Origin of the sequence: Nonlabens sp. Asnod3-A02, assembly GCF_045063755.1 — a bacterium.
GTDB classification, from domain to species: Bacteria; Bacteroidota; Bacteroidia; order Flavobacteriales; family Flavobacteriaceae; genus Nonlabens; species Nonlabens xylanidelens.
Genome location: NZ_JBEFOC010000007.1, coordinates 58,919 through 75,460 on the forward strand (window position 1 = coordinate 58,919; position 16,542 = coordinate 75,460).

Consider the following 16,542-nt stretch of genomic DNA (forward strand, 5'->3'; position numbering starts at 1 on the left):
TATAATTAATTTACCGTTAACTGGTTATACAACGCTATAGTTTCCATCGCTTCTTTAACATCGTGCACACGTAAAATTTTTGCGCCTTTCATTAAACACACCATGTTTAGGGCTGTTGTTCCATTTAAAGATTCTTGTGCGGTGCTGTCAAGGGTTTTGTAAATCATTGATTTACGAGATATTCCAGCTAGAATAGGTAGTCTGTGAGCTTTTAAAAGATCTAGGTCAGAGAGCAATTCAAAATTTTGTTGGGTAGATTTTGCAAAACCAAAACCTGGATCTATAATTAGGTCATCAATTCCGCAAGCTCTTGCAGCAGCAACACGTTCAGAAAAATAACGATTTATTTCTACCACCATATTTTCATAATCGGTCATGGTTTTCATGGTATGTGGAGTACCACGCATGTGCATCATGATGTAGGGGATTTTGGCTTTTCCCACAGTTTGTAACGTGTTTTCAGATAAAAGACCAGCGCTTATATCGTTCACGATAGTCGCTCCGTGATTAATAGCCTTTTCTATTACGCTTTCGCGAAAGCTGTCACAACTTAAACCTTTAATATCAAAACGAGCTGTTATCAAATCAAGAACTGGGATAACTCTAGATAACTCTTCTTCTACAGAAATGTCAGTACCATCTGGTCTGGAGCTGTAGCCACCTACATCTATAAATGTAGCACCTGCATCTAGCATGGTTTCTACTTGATTTAAAATAGCAGCATCATTTTTAAGTTTTCCACCATCATAAAAAGAGTCTGGTGTACAGTTCACAATACCCATGGTGTGAGGTGTAGAAAGGTCGATTAGTGTGCCCGTGCAATTTATAGTCGCCATGAAATATGGTTAATTGAGTTTTAAATGCGAAATTTACGCAAAATTTATAGCCCTTATGTCGCAAACCAGCCAGCAATATGATGCAGTTATCACACGATGTCGTGATTTGTTTTCTAATAAAATGAAGGATTATGGTAGTGCATGGCGCATTTTACGCTTGCCATCACTTACAGATCAGATTTTTATTAAGGCACAACGCATAAGAGGTCTTCAAACTCTTGCAGAAACAAAGGTGGACGAAGGCCAGGAAAGTGAATTTATAGGCATTATTAATTATTCCATAATGGCACTTATACAACTAGAAAAAGGTGTGGTAGAGCAACCAGATCTAGAACTAGAAGAGGCTGTTGCATTGTACGACCATCATGTTGCGATTACTAAACAGTTAATGATGGATAAAAACCATGATTATGGTGAGGCATGGAGAGATATGCGAGTAAGCTCTTTAACTGATTTGATTCTTCAAAAATTATTGAGAGTAAAACAAATTGAAGATAATGAAGGTGCCACACTAGTGTCAGAAGGTATCGATGCAAATTATCAAGACATGATTAATTATGCTGTTTTTGCGATGATTCATTTATCATGAATTTTTCCTCAAAAATATTAGAAGAAGCGGTAGATCAAGTATCGCAATTACCAGGTATAGGTAAACGCACCGCATTGCGACTGGTCTTGCATTTAATGCGCCAGCCAGAGCATAATACTGATGCGCTATCTGATGCTTTATTAAAGATGCGACACGATCTTAATTTTTGTAAAAAATGCCATAATGTAAGTGATGTGGAGATTTGTGAGATTTGTGCCAGTCACAACCGCGATCAATCCATAGTTTGTGTGGTAGAAGATATACGAGACGTGATGGCCATAGAAAACACGAGTCAGTATCGTGGCTTGTACCATGTTTTAGGCGGTAAAATAAGTCCTATGGATGGAATAGGTCCACAAGATCTTAAAGTGAGATCACTGGTAGATCGTGTGAAAAACGATGGAGTTACCGAGATTATTTTTGCACTAAGTCCAACCATAGAAGGTGATACGACTAACTTCTATATTTTCAAACAACTCGATGGACTAGAGGTGAATACATCTACCATCGCGAGAGGAATAGCCGTAGGAGACGAGCTAGAGTTTGCCGATGAGGTAACACTAGGAAGGAGTATCTTACATCGCGTTCCTTATGAAAATTCTTTAAAAAACTAATTCTTGCAATTATCCATAATCATACTTAATTACAACGCAGCAGCTTTTCTTGAGCTTTGTGTTTATAGTGTGATGCGAGCTGTTAAAAATCTAGATGCAGAGATTATCGTAGCCGATAATAATTCTACAGATCACAGCCTTGAGATGTTAGCCTCTGTTTATGGTGATCGTATAAAAGTGATAGCACATAAAGAAAATCATGGTTTTTCTAAAGGGAATAACCTTGCTGTAGAACAAGCTCAAGGAGAATACCTGTGCATTTTAAACCCAGATACGATAGTAGGAGAGAAGGTTTTTGAAGAGTGTCTCGCTTTCGCGAAAGTGGAAGCCAAAGCAGGCTTTTTAGGAACCCAACTTATAGATGGAACTGGTAAATACTTGCCAGAAAGTAAAAGACATGTTCCTACACCTAAAGTAGCGAGACAAAAAATGCTGGGCAATGACAGTAACTATTACTTTAATGAAGTTGGTCAAAATGAAAGAGGCAAAGTAGAGGTGCTGGTAGGTGCTTTTATGTTTTGTAAGAAAGATGTTTATGAAGATTGCGGTGGTTTTGACGAGCGTTACTTTATGTATGGAGAGGACATCGATTTAAGTTACACGGCACTTCAAAAAGGGTATGATAATTATTACCTAGGTGACCAGAAAGTGATTCACTTTAAGGGAGAAAGTACTGTAAAAGATAAAGTCTATTTAAAAAGGTTTTATGGAGCCATGGGGTTATTTTACGATAAGTATTTTAAACAATCTACCTTAGAAAAAAAGGCAATTGACCTTTTAATAAGTAGTATGATAGTCATGAAAGGCACAAAAACGACCGAAATTGCCCAAGAAGAAAAAGAATTCATACTTGTTACCGAAGATCCTACGCTTAAAATAAAAAATGTAGACTCTAGAACGTCTATAGAATTGCTTAAATCTTGCAATAGGCTGAATAAGAGTGTGCTTTGGGATTTGAATTCTTTAAAATTTGAAGAAATGATAAATTATATGTCTAAAAATACAGAAGGGACTTATAGATTTCTAAATCAGAATAAAACCTTCTATATAGGCAGTGATAGCAGTAAATCACGTGGAATAATGAAAATTGTGTAATAGATCTTTGTAAACACTGCAAAATCGATAAGTGATTCTTAAAATATTCCCATATCAATGAATAATCCGCAATTGTAAACTGTTTAATTAGTACTTTTGCAAAATAATTAAAACGTAATAGTACCTTATTAGTTATGGCAAAATTTGAACTTAAATTACCTAAAATGGGAGAATCTGTAGCTGAGGCTACAATAACTTCTTGGCTTAAAAATGTAGGCGACACCATAGAAATGGACGAGCCTGTTTTAGAAATAGCGACAGATAAGGTGGATAGTGAAGTGCCTAGTGAGGTAGATGGAACTCTTGTTGAGATTTTATTTCAAGTAGATGATGTGGTACAAGTAGGCCAGACTATTGCAATTATAGAAACTGACGGTGATGATAGTGGAGCGACAACTGCTGCTCCAGAAACTACTGTTACTGCACCTAAAGAGGTAAAAGCTGCTGCGACTGAAGTAGAAAAGCAAATCTCTCAGGTTACAGAAAATGTAGATTATACAGATAGTGATTCTTTTTACTCTCCACTTGTAAAGAATATCGCAAAAGAAGAAAATATATCTCTTACAGAGTTAGAAGGAATTTCTGGTACAGGTAAAGATGGTCGTGTTACTAAAAACGACATTTTACAATATGTTGCAGATAAGAAAGCAGGTAAAACTGCTGCACCTGCAAAGACTGCTGCTCCTGTAGCAGCGGCGGTTTCTAAACCAGCTGCAAAGGCTGTTCCGGTGTCTGTAAATGGAGAAGATGAAATTATTGAAATGTCACGCATGGGTAAACTGATTGCTCATCACATGGTGGCGTCAGTACAGACTAGTGCACACGTTCAAAGTTTTATTGAGTGTGATGTGACTAATATCTGGAACTGGAGAAAGAAACATAAAGATGGTTTTAAACAAAGAGAAGGTGAGAACCTGACCTTTACACCTATTTTTATGGAAGCAGTTGCACAAGCTTTAAAAGAATTCCCGATGATGAATATCGCGCTAGATGGTGATAGAATCATTAAACGTAAAAATATAAATCTAGGTATGGCTGCTGCTTTACCAGATGGTAACTTAATTGTGCCCGTTATTAAAAATGCAGACCAATTAAATCTAGTAGGTATGGCAAAGTCAGTAAACGACCTAGCTAACAGGGCTAGAAATGCAAAATTAAAACCAGACGATACTCAAGGCGGTACGTATACGGTAACTAATGTAGGTACTTTTGGATCTGTGTTAGGAACACCTATCATCAATCAGCCACAAGTAGGTATTCTTGCTCTAGGTGCGATAAGAAAAGTGCCTGCTGTTGTTGAAACACCAGAAGGTGACTTCATCGGTATAAGAATGAAAATGTTCTTATCTCATAGTTACGATCATAGAGTAGTAAATGGTGCGTTAGGTGGACAGTTTGTTCAACGTGTGGCACAATTGCTAGAAGCGTTTGATGTAAATCGTACGGTTTAATTTTAAGCTGTTGTATTATAATTTAAAGCCAGTTCTTATGAACTGGCTTTTTTTGTTTTAATATTGTTGTATGAATAAGTTTTTTAAAACTTCGGCTTTGCTATGGTTGCCATTTTTATTCTTGCTTCTCTATTTGAGTTCGCAAATCGCTAAAATATTGGAGTTTATATTAACAGCTTTCTTTTTATTTAGTTGGGTTTTAGGGGTGTTTGGTGTTATTCTGGTTTTTTCAAATTGGCAACGTTATAAGAGTATACTTTTTTTTAGTTTGTTTTTTATTTTAATGCCTTTCGTAGTGATTCTTTATTTTGTATCTCAATTACATTAACAAGAATACGATTAAGCGATTCTCAGACAGCAATTCTAATTAAACCTCTTACCTTTGTCCCATGGAAAAAGATCTTTACTTACAGCAAATAGATTATTTTAAAGGAGCGCAAGTTTTACATTATTTTGAATTTGTAGAACCTCAAGAAATTAAAGACGAATATTTTGCTGTGCATGAAATTCATGCCGTAGTAATTTGTGATTATGAAGGAGAAGAAACTATGTTATTCTATCTAGATGATGGTCTAGAAGTAGCATTAGAATTTGAATGTGTAATTCCTAAACAAGCTAAAGAGCAAACAGCTCAGGATTTTGCTGGTATAGACATTCAGTGGAAAAATAAATAAAGTAAATTCTAACTAGAATTTTATAGAAAAAAAAGGCTCTAAATATCAATTTGATTTTTAGAGCCTTTTTAGATTCACCCAAAACCCCTAAGGTTCAAAAAAAACTCAATCAAGTTTTCTTTTTTTGTAATGTACCATAAGTCTCTGTTTTACCTTGACGATTTATTTAAAATCGGCAAACTTATTTTTGTGCTTATCCGATGTTAAGATAATTTTGTTGATATGCTTGCGCTATTTTTATACTGTCGTGATGGTCTAGAATATGTTTTCTAGCGGCTTTTCCTATTTCTAGAATATCTTGTGGGTTATCAATGAGAAGAGATAATTGATTTACTAAATAATCGACATCTGGTCTAGCATCTATTACAGGAACAGAGGCTAGATCATGCGCTTTTAAATAAATAGAACTACCGCCAGAAAAAACTACTTTTCCCTGCGCCATAGCTTCTAATGCATTGTAACCTTGGTCATAACACAATACTTGATCTAGTAAAATATGAGCGTTTTTATATTTGGTAATATATTCTTGATAGGGTAGGCTTTCTGCTATCGTAATAAAGACTTTATTACCGTATTTTTTCTTTACAATTTCTAACGCTTCTTCAAAATAGTTGATTCCCTTTTTCCAATAATTACCTCTGTTGATTCCCATAAATATTTGAATTTGTGAGAGATCTGTATTTAATTCTAATTGAAATTTTGAATGGTTGATAGCTGCAGGAATTATAGCTGTTGCCTTATCCTGCTGTTTTAGGGCCATCGCATAATCTACATTACTAGGTATTATGTTTTGAGATGCTTCTAGTACTTTATAATAATTATCTCGGTAACCGTTACCTAGATATTTATACGTGTGAAACAATTGCTGTTTTTGAAGATTTCCTCTGTGTACCGAGTCTAAAATATTGTAACCCTCATGTTCTTCTGTAAGAAATCGGGCATATTCGTAGTCGTCACCACAGGCTATTAAAAAGGACTTTTGATTATTTTTAATTAGAAAATCCAGCATGATACGTTCTACAGCCGGCTCGCACCCAAATGGGTTGGAATTGATAAACTGTACGATATCGTAGTTTTTTAGAAGGTTCTCGCTTTCGCGAAAGCGTGCCAACTTCAACCTATCTTCTAGATTATATCCTGTCAGTTTCCACCAGCCTACTTTTATTTTGCGATGTAGCCAGCTTTGTTCAAAATACGTACTACCTACTTCAATATCTACAGGGAAACGCTTAAAACCATCACCATCGCCCACAATGTTTACTTCATGACCTAGCTGTTGCAGACCATGTTTTAAGGAATTATGAAAACCACTGTATTCACCTACGAGCAATATGCGCATATAGAAGTATATTTGAGGTAAAGATAAGCAGTTGCCTACATACACAAACCAAGATCTAGAAATTCTCATTTCGACTATGAATCGTAGCGACTTTTCATTTCTAGAAACTATGTTTAAGCAGCCTCTTGATAGTATAAATACTCATGTGTTGATTGTTAATCAATCTCTTGATAGTCAGTTGATCTCCATTCATGAGAACATTAGAGTGATTACTATGCGAGAGATGGGTTTAAGTAAAAGCCGTAATCTAGCTATTGAAAATTCTACAAAAGATTTGTGCTGGATACTCGACGACGATTGCATTATTGAAACTGATGCAATAAGTAGAGTAGTAGCGGCACATAACGAGTATCTGGATGCGGTACTAACCTTTAAAACTATCACACCTAGCGGTAAAGGTTTTTATGATTATAAGAAATCTTTTTACAGGCATGATCTTAAAACAATTATCCCAGTACTATCTCCAGAAATTACTTTTAAAAGAAAAGAGATCGTACAGTCAAATTTAAGGTTTGATGAAAGATTTGGTCTCGGTGCACAATTTCAGGATTCTGAAAATTTAGTTTTCTTAGAAGAGGTTCTTGGTAAAAATTTAGAAATAGGTTTTGTTCCAGAGACTATAGTGCAGCACGATGCTATTACTAGTAGTGATGAGGTACTGTCATACCGATTAATTTATGCACGAGGTGCCTTAGCGGGCAGGAGAAATGCAATTACAGCAGTTTTTTATTCTTTTAAATATGTTTTCTTTTTGTGGCGCAAAGGTTATGAAAGATCTTTAAGTGTTTTATGGCATAAAATGATGGTGTTTCAACAAGGAACAAATGATTATGTGAGTGGTTTTAAAAGACCTCATGAGAATGATGTGAAACAATAGTATATTTGATTTATGGATTATAAGATTATAGACATTCCTAAAATTACAGACCCTCGTGGTAATCTCGCGGTACTAGAAAAAGATACGATTCCTTATAAAATAGAGCGTGTTTATTATTTGTACGACGTGCCTAGTGATTCCCATCGCGGTGGTCATGCACATAAAGAATGTCTAGAATTATTGATCGCTGTATCTGGTAGTTTTACGGTAGAATTAGATAACGGTAAAGTAAAAGAAACAGTAACTTTAAATAAACCAGATAAAGGTTTATTAATATCTACCATGGTATGGCGTGAGCTTGCCGACTTCTCCAGTGGTGCGATGTGCCTGGTTCTTGCTTCTCATGAATTTGAAGAGTCCGATTACATAAGAGAAAAAGAAGATTTCTATCTAGCGACCGGTTCTAATTCTTAATCCAGAATTAGATAGTCTGTGATGTACTCTCTTTAATAATTTTAATTGCCAGCTGCTTAATTTAAGTAACTTTTGTTGTTTTGCTGTTAAGTTAGAAAAGTCCATTTTACTAACTAACTGTTGGGCTTTTTCTTTTTGATTTGCCATGATTAACTCTATGGCAAGTGCATATCTATTGATGTCTAGAAATTTCTTTAAGCCTTTATGTTGGGATGTGAACTTTTCATAGATATCAAAATCAGTATAAGTTCTGTTTTCTAAATTTATAAGATGAGATCTGTTTACTGCTGTTTCATCTTTTATGACAGTAACTGTAGGGTTAAATGCGATCTTTTCATGTAAAGCTAGTTGTACATAAAAATCAATATCTTCAGAATGTGTTATCTCTTCATTATAAAGTGAGGTAACGCTAGTTTTAAACCCAAAACTAGAAGAGAACAGTGTAGAATTAAGATAGTTGTAGGTAAAGAAATCATCTAGTTCTCTAGAAGTGTCAGTTTCTAAATTAGAAAATAGAGTTGCTTCAAATGTAGTAGCGCTTTTCTTTATTTTATAGTTGTTAGCAAACACCGTAGCGTTAGGAAACTTTAAAATGCTTTTAGTTAGTTCTTCTACATGGTTCGTTTCCCAATAATCGTCTGCATCTAGAAATAGGATGCCATCATAATTGTTAGATTTTGCATAAGAGATGCCTTTGTTTCTAGCGTTGCTTACTCCTTGATTATCTTGTGATATGATCATGACAGTATCACTCTCAAACTTGGTTGCGATAGATAGGCTAGCGTCTGTAGAGCCGTCGTTAATAATTAATAAATCGGTTGCAACGGTTTGTGATAGAACAGATGTAATAGCTCTTTCTATAGCAGCTTCTTTATTGTAAAGCGGTATAATAGTTAAGAATCTATGGTCCATCATCTACTTATTCTTGAGTAAACTCCTTTGGTGATTAAGAGAAGCGTTTTTAAAACAGAATTTCTATTCCTAGCATTTTTGTAATACAGTTTAAAAATATGTTTTCTAAAGGTATGATCTTTTTTTACAGCGCTGTATCCGCCATCGCTAAAATAGGCGATATCTCTATCGATGAATCCATGTTTTATGGTTTTATGAAAGAACCATTCCATATTGTGTGCCCAGTCTGCATGTACATGGTAGGATAAGTCATAGAAGCCAACAAGGTCAAAAACGTTTCTTTTAAAGAAAATAGCTTGGTGCGATATATTTTTATGAAAAATAGCTGCGTCGGTAAATTTACCAGCATAATGATTGCCTAGTTTAGGACTATTTACATTTCCATAAATAACATCTACAGGATGGAGTAATGCATGTTCTTTTATATCACTAAGTGCGTTTTTATCTAGAAGGTAATCGTCAGCTCCTAAAAAGTATAAAAAACGACCTTGAGACATTTTCACACCTTTATTCATAGCGTCATAAATACCGCGATCCTTTTCAGAAATAGAACGCAATACAACAGTGTCGTCTCTGTATGATTCTATCAGCTGTAACGTGTTGTCAGTAGAACCGCCATCTACTATTATAATTTCGTAGTCTTGTGAGGACTGTATTTTAATGCTGTTGATGGCATTATCGAGAACCCTTTCTACATTAAAAGTAGGTATGATGATACTGAAGAAAGGTTTCTTTTTTTCTGACATGGAAAATAGCTGGGTTATACCGCTTTTTGGACTACTTCAAAAATTTCTCCATCATCACATTTAAGTGTTTTAGATGGGTATTTAAGAATTAAGGCATAATCATGAGTTGCCATAAGTATGGTATTTCCATTCTTATTAATTTGTTGAAGAACTTCCATGATTTCCACACTGGTTTGTGGGTCTAGATTTCCAGTAGGTTCGTCTGCAATGATAAGTTCTGGCTCGTTAAGTAATGCTCTTGCTATCGCAACACGTTGTTGCTCACCTCCAGAAAGTTCGTGTGGATATTTAAAACCTTTAGTCTTCATGCCTACTTTATCTAGTACTACCTCGATACGTGTAGACATTTCTTTTTTACCTTTCCAGCCTGTTGCTTTAAGGACAAATTTTAAATTGTCGTTGATTGTACGGTCAGTTAATAGCTTAAAGTCTTGAAAAACCACTCCTAGTTTACGTCGCAGGTGAGGAATTTCTTTTTCGCGCAAGCGAGATAAATCATAGTCTACTATAGTTCCTTCTCCTTTTTTAAGCGGTATATCGCCATAAAGGGTTTTCATTAAAGAACTTTTACCGCTACCAGTCTTACCTATAAGATATACAAATTCTCCTTTTCCTATTTCCAGATTCACATTTTTTAGAATGAGGTTATCTTTCTGGAAGACATCTACTTTGCTTAATGATAAAACGTGATCTGACATGGATAAAATTATTTGATGTAAAGTTAATCAAGATGTGGATAAGATTATGAATAATTAATGAGGTTTTAAGACGTTCTAGCTTAGGAAATCATAATTTTACTCTAACAATTAGAATCCTTCTTATTATGAGAAAACTAACAATGGCGCTGTTGTTTATAATCAGTATCACTGGTATAACTAACGCACAACAGTCCAAAATATTTACCGACGACCTGGCTATTTACAATCAGGCGATAGATCTTTATCAAGAAGACCAGTATCTGGCCTCGCAAAGACTGTTTGAAAAAGTGCTCGACGCCTCTAGTGATGAGGTGATTAAAGGGAATGCATCTTATTATATCGCAAACTGTGCTGTACGTTTAAACCAGCGTAATGCAGACGCGCTAGTAGAAAATTTTGTAGAAGAATATCCTACATCTACAAAGAAAAACTCTGCTGTTATTGATGTGGCAAATTACTATTTTGATAATGGTGATTATAGAAAAGCCGCAATATGGTATCAAAAAGTAGATAAGAGCACGCTTTCGCGAAAGCAAGCTAACCGTTATTACTTTAATACAGGTTATACTCTTGTGCAGTCTAAAAAGTATGATGAGGCAAAACCTTTTTTAAACCGCGTAAGTGATGATCCTGAATACGGCAGTAAAGCAAAATATTATCTAGGTTACATAGCTTATGAAGGTGATGAATTGCAAGAAGCTAGCGATCTTTTTGATGAAGTAGGAGAATCTCCAGAGACAGATGAGAAACTTTCTTATTATCAAGCAGACCTAAATTACAAATTAGGAAACTTTGATAAAGCAATAGAGCTAGCAAAAAAACAATTGGCTAAATCTAACCGCAAAGAACAATCAGAATTAAACCGTATTATAGGACAGTCTCTTTTTAACAAAGAAAATTATACAGAGGCCTTACCTTATCTAGAAAAGTATCAAGGTGTACGTGGTAAGTGGAATAATAATGATTATTATCAGCTAGGTTATGCTTATTACAAGCAGGGTAACTTTGAAAAAGCGGTAGAGACTTTTAATAAAATTATAGACGGTGAGAATGCTACTGCTCAAAATGCCTATTACCATTTGGGTCAAAGTTATATTAAACTAGATCGTAATGAAGATGCTCTTAATGCTTTTAAGAAAGCCAGTGAGATGGATCTAGATGCTCAAATAGCGCAAGATGCTTCTTATAACTATGCAAAGCTTAGTTATGAAAATGGGAATCCATACGATAGTGTGCCAGCGGTTATTCTTGCTTATTTAGAAAAATACCCTGCAACAGATAAGAACGAAGAGATGAATGAATTTCTAATAGACTCTTATTTTACTTCAAAGAATTATAAAGAGGCAATTAACTTATTAGAAGATGGCAGAATAAAAGGGAACGAAGCAGTTTATGGTAAAGTAGCTTTATACTACGGTCTTAATTTATTTACAGCTGGAGAATATCAAGATGCCTTAGGTAATTTGAATAAAGCAATAGATAACATTACAGATCCTGAACTTAAGAAAAAAGCAACTTTCTGGAAGGCAGAAAGTATGTACCAGCTCAATGATTTTACAGGTGCTTATTCTAATTTTAAAGCAGCAAATAAAATGAGTACTGCCATAGAAGAAGACGATTTATATAATTATGATATGGGTTATACAGAGTTTAAATTGAAAAAGTATGACGCAGCAATTTCTTCTTTTACCGCTTATACAAATCAGTCGGACGCAAGCAACGATCGCATTAGGTTAAATGATGCTTACTTAAGAATAGGGGATGCAAATTTCGTGACTAAAAAATACTGGCCAGGAATGGAAGCTTATAATAAAGCTATCGAGATGAATGGTTTTAATTCTGACTATGCAGCATTTCAAAAGGCTATTTCTTATGGATTTGTACAGAAAAATGACCGTAAGATAGAAGACCTAGAAGGTTTTGTTACCAGATTTAAATCTTCAAAATATAGAGATGACGTGATGTATGAATTAGGTAATACTTATATCAATACCAACCAGGTTTCTAAAGGTATTAGTACCTATGATAAGTTAATTGCAGAATATCCTAATAGTAGTTACACTTCTCAGGCAATGATGCGCAAAGGATTACAGTTATATAATGATGGTAATCTAGATGCGTCTTTAACGGTGTTTAAACAAGTAGCAAATAAATATTCAGGTACTCCACAAGCAGTGCAAGCTATAAGTAGTGCGAGACAGGTGTATATAGATCAAGGTCGTACTAACGATTATGCCGTATGGGTAAGAGGTCTAGATGGAGTTGAGGTTACAGATAATGAGCTAGACGACACGGCTTATGAAAGTGCAGAGCAGCCATTTATTCAAGGTGATATGAAAGGAACTGCAAGAGAAATGGATAAGTATTTAAAGCAATTTCCTAATGGTAAACATGCTTTAAAAGCACACTTCTACCTTGCACAATCCTTATTCTCACAAAACAAGAAGTCAGAAAGTATTTCTCATTATGAGTTTGTAACTGCCAAAGAAAGAAGTGAGTTTACAGAACAAGCACTGGCTAGGTTAAGTGAAATTCATTTAGGGACTAAGGATTATGTAAAAGCTATTCCTGTTATGAAACAGTTAGAACAACTGGCAGATTTCCCTCAGAACATCATTTATGCACAATCTAACTTAATGAAGGCTTATTATGAGACAGAGAAGTATGCTGAAGCTGTTACTTATGCAAACAAAGTATTAAGTGATTCTAGTATCGAGAATAATGTAAAGTCTGATGCCGAAATTATTATCGCACGTTCTTCATGGAAACAAGGTGATGAAGCCGCTGCAAAAGCAGGTTATGAAAAAGTAAGAGAGACAGCAACTGGTAGTCTTGCTGCAGAGGCTACTTATTATAAAGCCTACTTTGAGAATAAAGAAGGAAATCACGATGCAACTATTGCTACAGTAAATGGTTTAAGTAAGAACTATGGTGGTTATAAGTTGTGGAGTGCAAAAGGTCTTGTGGTTATGGCAAAAAGTTATGCTGCCTTAAATCAAACTCTTAATGCAACTACTATTCTTGACGCTGTGATTTCAAATTTCACACAATATCCAGAAGTAGTAGCAACTGCACAAAGCGAGCTGAATAAGATTAAAAATGAAGCTGCAAAAACAAATTCATCTGTCGTACCGACAAGTCAAAACTAGCAAACAATGAATTTCAATATAAAATATATAACACTAGCAATAGTAGCTTTAACAGCAACTGTCGCTACTGCACAAACTACAGAAGAAGAGGAAGACCGTTTAAACGGTGGTACGATTACGGTGGTAAAAGCCTATGATCCTACCATAAGCGATGCTTTTAAGGTAAAAAGTAACCCAAGTTTTAGTGATACAACTAAGGTGAAAAAGAAACCGGTTACTTATAGTATTTTCTCTATTCCTGTAGCCAGTACATTTACTCCGGCCAAAACTGGTCTGTCTAGATTAAAACCTACTCAAAAGGCTAAGTACTTTAAAAACTATGCACGTTTAGGATTAGGTAATTACATTAATGTTTTGGGTGAATTTGCTGCCAACTTTGAGTTAGATAGAGATAGTGATCTAGGAGTTTTCTTTAATCATAACTCTTCTCAAGGTGGTATAGACGAAGCTATTGCAGACGATTCTTACTCGGACACCTCACTAGATGTTTCTTATGGAAAACGTACCAGAGATATGAATTGGGGAATCACAGCAGGTGCTAGATATCAAACAGCAAACTGGTATGGAGATTATGAAAACGGACTTAACCTATTGACAGAAGATACAGACGTTGCTTTTAACTACCTATCTTATGCTTTAGGCGGTAAAGCAACTTTCTTTGACGGTGTTTTTAAAGGTGTAGATGTAAACTTTACTGGTACCACATCGAGCAATGACGGTAGTGAGATACGCTTTAATGCACAACCTCAATTAGGTTTTGATATTTTGGATACAGAGGTTGCACTAGGAGTAGAGCTAGATTACTTGAGCGGTAGTTTTGATACACAAGGTTTAATTCCAGCAGCAGACGAGTACACTTACTTAAAAGCAGGATTAAATCCATCGATTAACCTTTATGGCGATAATTATAAAGTAAAATTAGGTGCGACGGTTAATTACCTCAATAACAGTGAGGCATCAGAAAGTGATGTGTATGTTTATCCAGATGTGGTAGCGAGTTATATCGTAGTAGAAGAAAAATTTATTCCATATGTTACCTTAGGTGGTGGTCTAGATATGAATTCATTACAGCAATTTGCCGCAGAAAATGTTTTTCTAGCACCAGCAATAGACGTGATACCTACTAGCAGATTGTTAGATGCTCAATTAGGTTTTAAAGGTAAAATATCTGAAAACTTTGGGTACAAAGTATTCGGTGGTTATAAGATAGAAGAGAGCAAGTCTTTTTATAATAAAGGTGTAGGAGCAACCACAACTACAGGTCTAGAAGCTTATGAATATGGAAACGTGTTCTACACACAATATGCAGATTTAAATACAACACTTTATGGAGCAACATTAAGCTATGATGTGAATACCGCATTTAACCTTAGTTTAAATGCGACCGGTTTTAGTTATGACGTTTCAGAAGGAGATGCTTTTAATAACGTAGCTTCTCATTTACCAGAATTCACTGCAGACCTTGTGGGGAATTATGAGATCAATGAAAAATGGAATGTAGGAGCAACACTTTACTTCGTTGGTGAGAGAGAGGCCTTCAGAAATGGAGTAGGAGCAGAGACTCTTGATTCTTTTGTAGATCTTAACCTAGACGTTAACTATAAAATCAATCCTAAATTAACTGCCTTTTTAAGAGGTCAGAATCTTACAGGTGGTAACTATGAATATTACTTAGATTACCCAGTTCAAAATTTACAGATTATGGGTGGAGCAGTTTATAAATTTGATTTTTAAAATTGTTTTAATTCCGCTTTCGCGAAAGCGGAACAATTAAATAGCTAGTAAACTCATTCAATTAAAGAACTCACTCAATTAACTTTTGAGTGAGTTTTTTTTATGTTTAAAAACTATAATTGTCAGCATGTATACAAGCTGCAGTAATTAATTGTTTTAATAGTTTCTGTGGCTTATTTTCACATCATGAAAAAAATACTTTCCTTACTAGCGCTTGTGTTGATTATTTCTTGCCAAGAGAAAGAACAAAACACAGCAGACCTCATTATTGAAAATGCTCAAATTTATACTGTAAATAAGGACTTCTCCACGGCAACTGCTATGGCAGTAAAAGATGGTAAAGTTGTTTTTGTAGGTAGCCAGGAAGATTTAAAAGCTCAAAACTTAAAGGCTGCTAAAACTATAGATGCTTCTGGTAAGTTTATTTATCCTGGTTTAATAGATGCTCACTGTCATTTTTATGGTTTAGGACAACAATTACTGCGTGTAGATCATCGAACGAAATTAATAATCTAGTTTATTAAAACTACTAATAAATTCTTCATCATTATAACAGTAACCGCTGTTGCATTATTGTCAGCTATATTAAATTGGAAAAATCAATTTGTAATAGTCGGTGTGATCTATTATGGTACAAATAGTTATTTAACTTTTAAAAGTAATAATAAAAGAGAGGTTGTTAAGAACACCTTGTTGCTAATTGCACCGTTTTTCATTTTATATACTTTAATGGTTTTTTACAAGTCACTATGGCATGTATTGCCTATATGTTTAGTATCTATATTTAGTTCTTTTTTTGCTGCAAGGTTTCCAATCGTTTTTGGTAGTCATCATAAAAAGATCTTTTCAGTTTTTTATGTACTCATAATAATTTCATGTGGCTATGTTTTTATGCCTAACTGGATTCATTATACAGTTTCCCAACAGAAAATTATTAAAACCGAACTATCAAGTAATGTCTTATTTAAAGACATGAAAGATAATTCTGTAGATTTAGATAGTTTGATTAAAGGAAAGGTTGTTGTTTTAGATTTATGGAGTAGCACTTGTGTTTCATGTATTAGATATTTTCCCAAATATCAAGAGATGGCAGATAAATATAAAGATTCATCAGTTTTGTTCTTGACAGTGAATATGCCTATTCCTAAAAGAGATGCCAGTATTAATGTTAAACAATATGTAGCAGAATATTCATTCAAAAATCTTTTTGCAGATAATTCTATTTGGGAAGAATTTGATGTCAATTCAACACCTACATATTTGGTTTTTAATAAAAAAGGAGAAGTAATTTATAAAGCATCCAGTATTAAAGAAAATGAATGGTATTATTTAAATTCGTTTGAGGATATGATCGATGGTTTGATAAAAGAATGATATCTAAAATTTTGAGTGAGTTTTCTTGAAATTTATTTTC

The 16,542-nt window shown here is 34.7% G+C and carries 16 protein-coding genes; 11 read left to right on the forward strand and 5 right to left on the reverse strand.

Translation table 11 applies throughout. The annotated features are described in order from the left end of the window. Positions 1-5 precede the first annotated feature (5 nt). On the reverse strand, positions 6-836 hold the full coding sequence (folP, locus tag ACJJVN_RS03465; protein WP_405377141.1) for a dihydropteroate synthase: 831 nt from the start codon (positions 834-836) through the stop codon (positions 6-8). Positions 837-891: 55 nt separating this feature from the next. On the opposite strand from folP, the gene ACJJVN_RS03470 reads away from it, so the two are divergent. The 5 genes from ACJJVN_RS03470 to ACJJVN_RS03490 all read left to right on the forward strand — a co-directional run bounded on the left by ACJJVN_RS03470 (position 892) and on the right by ACJJVN_RS03490 (position 5,259). Continuing rightward, complete coding sequence (locus ACJJVN_RS03470) at positions 892-1,425, forward strand: DUF1599 domain-containing protein (protein ID WP_348116191.1); 534 nt, start codon at positions 892-894, stop codon at positions 1,423-1,425. Continuing rightward, a complete protein-coding gene (gene recR / locus ACJJVN_RS03475) occupies positions 1,422-2,039 on the forward strand; it encodes a recombination mediator RecR (protein ID WP_104516052.1) in 618 nt (205 codons plus the stop codon). The genes ACJJVN_RS03470 and recR overlap by 4 nt, the downstream gene beginning before the upstream one ends. Before the next feature lie 3 nt (positions 2,040-2,042). After that, positions 2,043-3,134, forward strand: a complete 1,092-nt coding sequence (locus ACJJVN_RS03480) for a glycosyltransferase family 2 protein (RefSeq protein ID WP_405377142.1) — start codon at positions 2,043-2,045, stop codon at positions 3,132-3,134. A gap of 134 nt (positions 3,135-3,268) precedes the next feature. Further along, complete coding sequence (locus ACJJVN_RS03485; protein ID WP_405377143.1) at positions 3,269-4,585, forward strand: dihydrolipoamide acetyltransferase family protein; 1,317 nt, start codon at positions 3,269-3,271, stop codon at positions 4,583-4,585. A gap of 389 nt (positions 4,586-4,974) precedes the next feature. Continuing rightward, positions 4,975-5,259, forward strand: coding sequence for a hypothetical protein (locus ACJJVN_RS03490; protein WP_104516057.1), 285 nt, complete (start codon positions 4,975-4,977; stop codon positions 5,257-5,259). Between the two features lie 193 nt (positions 5,260-5,452). Here ACJJVN_RS03490 and ACJJVN_RS03495 read toward each other — a convergent pair whose 3' ends face one another. Next, positions 5,453-6,598 (reverse strand): glycosyltransferase family 1 protein, encoded by a 1,146-nt coding sequence (locus tag ACJJVN_RS03495; RefSeq protein ID WP_405377144.1) that lies wholly within the window; start codon positions 6,596-6,598, stop codon positions 5,453-5,455. Between the two features lie 76 nt (positions 6,599-6,674). Between ACJJVN_RS03495 and ACJJVN_RS03500 the strand changes: the two genes are divergently transcribed. Beyond that, a complete protein-coding gene (locus tag ACJJVN_RS03500) occupies positions 6,675-7,475 on the forward strand; it encodes a glycosyltransferase (protein WP_405377145.1) in 801 nt (266 codons plus the stop codon). A gap of 12 nt (positions 7,476-7,487) precedes the next feature. Then, entirely contained in the window at positions 7,488-7,889 is a 402-nt protein-coding gene (locus ACJJVN_RS03505; RefSeq protein WP_405377146.1) for a sugar 3,4-ketoisomerase, read from the forward strand. Here the strand turns inward: ACJJVN_RS03505 and ACJJVN_RS03510 are convergent. From ACJJVN_RS03510 to ACJJVN_RS03520, 3 genes are read right to left on the reverse strand one after another with little or no spacing between them, the layout of a single operon-like run. Further along, complete coding sequence (locus tag ACJJVN_RS03510; protein WP_405377147.1) at positions 7,866-8,804, reverse strand: glycosyltransferase family 2 protein; 939 nt, start codon at positions 8,802-8,804, stop codon at positions 7,866-7,868. The two genes, ACJJVN_RS03505 and ACJJVN_RS03510, sit on opposite strands and share 24 nt — an antisense overlap. Next, a complete protein-coding gene (locus ACJJVN_RS03515) occupies positions 8,801-9,547 on the reverse strand; it encodes a glycosyltransferase family 2 protein (RefSeq protein WP_405377148.1) in 747 nt (248 codons plus the stop codon). Before ACJJVN_RS03515 ends, ACJJVN_RS03510 begins: the two co-directional genes overlap by 4 nt. Positions 9,548-9,561: 14 nt before the next feature. Further along, a complete protein-coding gene (locus tag ACJJVN_RS03520) occupies positions 9,562-10,245 on the reverse strand; it encodes a cell division ATP-binding protein FtsE (RefSeq protein WP_405377149.1) in 684 nt (227 codons plus the stop codon). Positions 10,246-10,370: 125 nt separating this feature from the next. Here ACJJVN_RS03520 and ACJJVN_RS03525 point away from each other — a divergent pair, with 125 nt between their 5' ends. The 4 genes from ACJJVN_RS03525 to ACJJVN_RS03540 all read left to right on the forward strand — a co-directional run bounded on the left by ACJJVN_RS03525 (position 10,371) and on the right by ACJJVN_RS03540 (position 16,502). Then, on the forward strand, positions 10,371-13,394 hold the full coding sequence (locus ACJJVN_RS03525; RefSeq protein ID WP_405377150.1) for a tetratricopeptide repeat protein: 3,024 nt from the start codon (positions 10,371-10,373) through the stop codon (positions 13,392-13,394). Between the two features lie 6 nt (positions 13,395-13,400). Beyond that, on the forward strand, positions 13,401-15,128 hold the full coding sequence (locus tag ACJJVN_RS03530) for a hypothetical protein (protein WP_405377151.1): 1,728 nt from the start codon (positions 13,401-13,403) through the stop codon (positions 15,126-15,128). Between the two features lie 186 nt (positions 15,129-15,314). Beyond that, positions 15,315-15,644 (forward strand): hypothetical protein, encoded by a 330-nt coding sequence (locus tag ACJJVN_RS03535; protein ID WP_405377152.1) that lies wholly within the window; start codon positions 15,315-15,317, stop codon positions 15,642-15,644. A gap of 57 nt (positions 15,645-15,701) precedes the next feature. Beyond that, on the forward strand, positions 15,702-16,502 hold the full coding sequence (locus ACJJVN_RS03540; protein ID WP_405377153.1) for a TlpA family protein disulfide reductase: 801 nt from the start codon (positions 15,702-15,704) through the stop codon (positions 16,500-16,502). The last annotated feature ends 40 nt before the right edge of the window (positions 16,503-16,542 follow it).

What these genes read in the sequence shown, in the direction of transcription:
- folP (WP_405377141.1), bottom strand. Translation starts at nt 836, where the DNA reads ATGGCGACTATAAATTGCACGGGCACACTAATCGACCTTTCTACACCT.
- ACJJVN_RS03470 (WP_348116191.1), top strand. Translation starts at nt 892, where the DNA reads ATGTCGCAAACCAGCCAGCAATATGATGCAGTTATCACACGATGTCGT.
- recR (WP_104516052.1), top strand. Translation starts at nt 1,422, where the DNA reads ATGAATTTTTCCTCAAAAATATTAGAAGAAGCGGTAGATCAAGTATCG.
- ACJJVN_RS03485 (WP_405377143.1), top strand. Translation starts at nt 3,269, where the DNA reads ATGGCAAAATTTGAACTTAAATTACCTAAAATGGGAGAATCTGTAGCT.
- ACJJVN_RS03490 (WP_104516057.1), top strand. Translation starts at nt 4,975, where the DNA reads ATGGAAAAAGATCTTTACTTACAGCAAATAGATTATTTTAAAGGAGCG.
- ACJJVN_RS03495 (WP_405377144.1), bottom strand. Translation starts at nt 6,598, where the DNA reads ATGCGCATATTGCTCGTAGGTGAATACAGTGGTTTTCATAATTCCTTA.
- ACJJVN_RS03500 (WP_405377145.1), top strand. Translation starts at nt 6,675, where the DNA reads ATGAATCGTAGCGACTTTTCATTTCTAGAAACTATGTTTAAGCAGCCT.
- ACJJVN_RS03505 (WP_405377146.1), top strand. Translation starts at nt 7,488, where the DNA reads ATGGATTATAAGATTATAGACATTCCTAAAATTACAGACCCTCGTGGT.
- ACJJVN_RS03510 (WP_405377147.1), bottom strand. Translation starts at nt 8,804, where the DNA reads ATGATGGACCATAGATTCTTAACTATTATACCGCTTTACAATAAAGAA.
- ACJJVN_RS03515 (WP_405377148.1), bottom strand. Translation starts at nt 9,547, where the DNA reads ATGTCAGAAAAAAAGAAACCTTTCTTCAGTATCATCATACCTACTTTT.
- ACJJVN_RS03520 (WP_405377149.1), bottom strand. Translation starts at nt 10,245, where the DNA reads ATGTCAGATCACGTTTTATCATTAAGCAAAGTAGATGTCTTCCAGAAA.
- ACJJVN_RS03525 (WP_405377150.1), top strand. Translation starts at nt 10,371, where the DNA reads ATGAGAAAACTAACAATGGCGCTGTTGTTTATAATCAGTATCACTGGT.
- ACJJVN_RS03530 (WP_405377151.1), top strand. Translation starts at nt 13,401, where the DNA reads ATGAATTTCAATATAAAATATATAACACTAGCAATAGTAGCTTTAACA.
- ACJJVN_RS03535 (WP_405377152.1), top strand. Translation starts at nt 15,315, where the DNA reads ATGAAAAAAATACTTTCCTTACTAGCGCTTGTGTTGATTATTTCTTGC.